This window comes from Sphaerospermopsis reniformis (assembly GCF_005402885.1).
In the GTDB taxonomy this organism is placed as follows: Bacteria; Cyanobacteriota; Cyanobacteriia; order Cyanobacteriales; family Nostocaceae; genus Sphaerospermopsis; species Sphaerospermopsis kisseleviana.
Map to the genome: position 1 here is coordinate 1 of NZ_BJCE01000345.1, position 4,148 is coordinate 4,148.

Annotated in this window: 5 protein-coding genes; 2 read left to right on the plus strand and 3 right to left on the minus strand. The window is 38.7% G+C overall.

Features of this window, described 5'->3' with window-relative positions; translation table 11 throughout:
- Positions 1-127 precede the first annotated feature (127 nt).
- On the minus strand, positions 128-1,831 hold the full coding sequence (crtO, locus tag FFR48_RS25965) for a beta-carotene ketolase CrtO (protein WP_137669349.1): 1,704 nt from the start codon (positions 1,829-1,831) through the stop codon (positions 128-130).
- Between the two features lie 109 nt (positions 1,832-1,940).
- Positions 1,941-2,714: an LmeA family phospholipid-binding protein gene (locus tag FFR48_RS25970; RefSeq protein WP_137669350.1), complete on the minus strand. Its 774-nt coding sequence runs from the start codon at positions 2,712-2,714 to the stop codon at positions 1,941-1,943.
- Between the two features lie 149 nt (positions 2,715-2,863).
- Here FFR48_RS25970 and FFR48_RS25975 point away from each other — a divergent pair, with 149 nt between their 5' ends.
- Both FFR48_RS25975 and lepB read left to right on the plus strand, forming a co-directional pair.
- Entirely contained in the window at positions 2,864-3,190 is a 327-nt protein-coding gene (locus tag FFR48_RS25975; protein ID WP_268932471.1) for a nucleotide exchange factor GrpE, read from the plus strand.
- A 121-nt stretch (positions 3,191-3,311) separates the two neighbouring features.
- Positions 3,312-3,887, plus strand: coding sequence for a signal peptidase I (gene lepB, locus FFR48_RS25980; RefSeq protein WP_096571861.1), 576 nt, complete (start codon positions 3,312-3,314; stop codon positions 3,885-3,887).
- Here lepB and FFR48_RS25985 read toward each other — a convergent pair.
- On the minus strand, positions 3,876-4,022 hold the full coding sequence (locus tag FFR48_RS25985) for a hypothetical protein (RefSeq protein ID WP_162501969.1): 147 nt from the start codon (positions 4,020-4,022) through the stop codon (positions 3,876-3,878). The genes lepB and FFR48_RS25985 overlap by 12 nt on opposite strands.
- Between the last annotated feature and the right edge of the window lie 126 nt (positions 4,023-4,148).

Here is a 4,148-nt window from a genome sequence, read left to right on the forward strand (position 1 = left end):
CGGAAAAAGTGTGCATTTTTTGGGATTTCAAGAGATGGCAAAGAAATTTTCCAATCTCCTCCTGACTCCTGACTCCTGACTCCTGACTCCTATGCCCTCACGGAAAGACTTTCTCAGCAACCCCTACTTAACTAATACCAAATACAGAACCAACGGTAGACTTAATTGAATTTCCAGCATCCTTTAAAGTCTGAGTAATTGGGTGTTTAGACTGCAAAAATACTCTCGCACAATTACGTCCTGGCATTCCTGAAATTGAACCACCGGGATGAGTACCTGCACCTGTTAAAAACAGGTTATCAATGGGGGTTTTATAATTTGCTAATTCTGGTAAAGGTCTAAAAAATACCATTTGATCTAATGTCATATCAATATGGTAATAATTGCCTTTATAAGCCCCTAATCTTTCTCCTAATTCTGCTGGACTTTCTACCCTTCTAGCGATAGTTGCATTTTTCACATTGGGAGCGTAAGTTGCTAGTTTATCAACTACTTTATCTGCAACTTTATTTTTCAATTCATCAGTCCAACCTGTACCTTTTAAACCTGTACCTTCTGCTCCAGAAATTTGATAAGGGGCAAAAAATTCAATCCAAACTGTATGTTTTCCTGGTGGTGCTAAAGTCGGATCAAGAAAGCTAGGCATCACTAAATACATTGAGGGATCACTATCAGGAATTTCTCCGATTGTACATTTACTATGCGCCTGTTCTACATGATTCATGGAATCTGCAATTAAAATTGAACCAATGAGATATTCGTCTTTATGTTCATGGTAAGGAAAACGCAAGGGTTCATCTAATGCTAAATCTATCTTTAAGATAGTTTCATTATTATTAACTATGCGCCTTTCTAATCTGTCTCGTAATTCTGGATCAGCATCATCTACTTCTTGAGCATCTATCAATTGTAAAAATAATCTTTTGGCATCAATATTAGAAATTACTCCATATTTTGCCCGATATTCTTCACCATTGGTAACTCGTACACCTACGGCTTTACCATCATCAATTAAGACTTTTTCTACTTGCTGATCTGTGAGAATTTCGCCGCCTTTTGCTGTTACCAAATTTACTAATGCTTTGACTAATGCACCTGTTCCTCCACGGGGTCTAGTCATTCCTGGATGATGACGCATAGACATCATCATTACACCTATGGCCAGGTTTTTCTGTGATGGTGGCGCTCCTAGTTCTGATGCTAGTCTAGAAAGTGGTGCTTTGAGAAATTCTTCATCAAACCATTCATTTAAAATATCTTCTGCACTGGTGAGCATTGTTCGCACAAAATCTAAACTTTTTTGGGTAGAACCAATGACAGAAAATAAATCTTTGAATTTTTGCAGGTTGTAGTTACCGAATATATCTATAATTGATTTGGGTGGAGCGTTGAACATGGGCATCATGGCGTTAATTGCCCGTTGCCAATAATGTGTAAACTCGGCATATTTTTTAGCATCTCTTTCATTATACCTGGCTATTTCTGCACAGGTTTTTTCTAATGATTTATGGGCTAAAAAATATTTCCCATCGGGATGGGGACAAAAAACAACTGGGTCACATTCTAGATATTCTAATCCATATTTTTCTAGTTCTAATTCCTGAACAACTGGACCGAGATGAATAAATTCATGGTCAATAGCACAGAGGTTAAATTTAAACCCTGGTGCTTTGTCTGGGATACATTCTTCTGTTGTGGCCGCACCACCGGGAACAGAACGTTTTTCTAGTAGCAGGACGCTATAACCTGCTTTGAGTAAATAAGCAGCACACACTAAACCATTGTGTCCTGCGCCAATAATTACAACATCATATTCTTTCATGTTTTTTATTTGATCATAAACTTCTATAAGGAGTCAGGAGTCGTAGGGGCGAAGTAGGGGCGTTTTGTAGGATTCTGTATTTTGAATCCTCACTGGGAATATAAGATTGCTGTGCAACTTAATTAAGATTTTGTAAGGTTTCTTCTGAAGGAAGTTGTTTAACATGGGCTGCGAGCATGAGTATTAATTGACCCTTTTTGACTTGCATATCTCTAATATAAAATATCATATCTTCCCATTCAAAGTATGGTAAATTGAGAATTTCTTTAACTTTTTGCATGGCTGCGGTAATTAATTCTATTCTAATTCCTTCACCTTGGGTACAACGAAAACTCTCTAACATGGCAGGTTTTGTTTGGGTGCGGGGATGAGCTATAGCATGATATCCTAAAACGTGACTGTTTCCCTGTTCTTTGAGCCAAATTTTACCTTGAAATTCTAAGGTCTCATCAGCAGGTAGAAAAACCTGCATTTCTTGGGGTTCAAATTTGACAATTTTTCCATCTACATCTAGCTGGAATTTTTGCACTAAGCTGCGAATTATTTCTGAAGTTAAAGCTAAGTTAATATCAGTTTCTTCCATGACAACATGGGCGATCGCATTTACTGGTTCATTAAGTTTAATCTGCCCAAATATGGCACTAAAAGGATTGACAGCAATGCTATCTGTTTGCAGTTTAATTTCTTGAACACGGATTTTTTCCCTAATCACTAATCCTTGACCAGCTATAGCAACCCCGTCTACTTTTCCCTGAATTATTTTACCAATATCTGTTTGTATGTCTACATCTATTTTTTCTGATTCATCTAATTCTTCAGTTAATCTGCTTTGGGCTGCCTGAGCTAATAATTTTTCTTCAAACTTTTTTTGTACAAACGGCTGTTCAGGCATAAAAATTTTTATTCTCACAATGTGTTATTACTGGCTAATCTAGCCTCTGAATCATCAAAATAGTATCTATAGTCAGACATAAACTCATTAGTAGATTTAATCAAGGAGTCAGGAGTCAGGAGTGGGGGTTTAGCACTGCTAAACCCTATCTGGTAGATGTTATTGCTAAAGCACTGGGAGCTTTATTAGATTATCTGGAAAATAACCCTAACCCCAGTCCAGAATTTATTGAACGCTTACCCCGTTCTGTTTCCGCAGTTAATCGTAAATTTCTCAGCGTATTAGGAAAACGTCAACTTATACCTATAGAATTAGAAAGTCAAGAACCAGATTTTAACCTATGTCGTGTAGTAGATCGAGAAGAAAGAACTGATGTCCCAGACCAAACAATTACAAAAATAGTCCGTCGTGGTTTTCGTTGGGGTGAAAAAATTATCCGTCCGACAGAAGTAATTACGGCGAAGCCTGTCGTCTAATGGCGAGTCTGCGAATGTAGAATCCCCTCGCCTTTAGGCAGGGGAGTGTCAATGGTATGGGTTCGTACAGAACCAAAATTACTAATAATTATACCTTGAGAGTCACAATCATCAAAATACTATGAAGCCGCAAGAAAGTAATATTACAGAAACTTCCACATCTGCAAAAACATGGCGTGGTTGGCAAGAAAACCTGACTTTAATAGCGATCGCACTAACTTTAGCATTACTAATCAGGACATTTATCGCCGAACCCCGATTAATACCATCAGAATCAATGTACCCCACCTTACACATAGGCGATCGCTTAGTAGTGGAAAAAGTATCTTACCGTTTTCATCCTCCCGAAACAGGCGATATTGTCGTTTTTCAAACACCACCAGAATTACAACGTCGTGGATATGACAAAAACCAAGCCTTTATCAAGCGTATTATTGGTAGGCCAGGAGAGGTAATTAGTGTAGCGAATGGTAAAGTTTACCTCAACGGTCAGCCTTTACAAGAAGATTACATTGCCGAACCACCAAATCAGCCATTTCCAACCGTAAAAATCCCAGAAGATGAATTTTTCGTGATGGGAGACAACCGCAACGATAGTAATGACTCCCGATACTGGGGCTTTTTACCTCAGCAAAATCTCATTGGCCGTGCTACCTTTCGCTTCTGGCCTTTAGACCGTATCGGGTTAATTTTGTGACTGGGGACTGGGGACTGGGGACTGGTGACTGGGGACTAGTGCTTTATGACTGGTCACTGAGAACTGATGACTGGGGACTGAGCAATTAGCACTGATGACTGAGCACTTAGCAATGAGACCTGCGTCTTGAGCCACGATTACCGACTAATAACCTATTACTCATAACTCATAATAAACAACACATGACTTCCAATAACCAATCTCTAATCCTTACTCCCAAACACTTACCGTCAAACACATACTCTCAACTCCTTCTCACTT

Excerpts from the sequence above, each read along its gene's own strand:
- FFR48_RS25970 (WP_137669350.1), bottom strand. The coding sequence starts at position 2,714 with ATGCCTGAACAGCCGTTTGTACAAAAAAAGTTTGAAGAAAAATTATTA.
- lepB (WP_096571861.1), top strand. The coding sequence starts at position 3,312 with ATGAAGCCGCAAGAAAGTAATATTACAGAAACTTCCACATCTGCAAAA.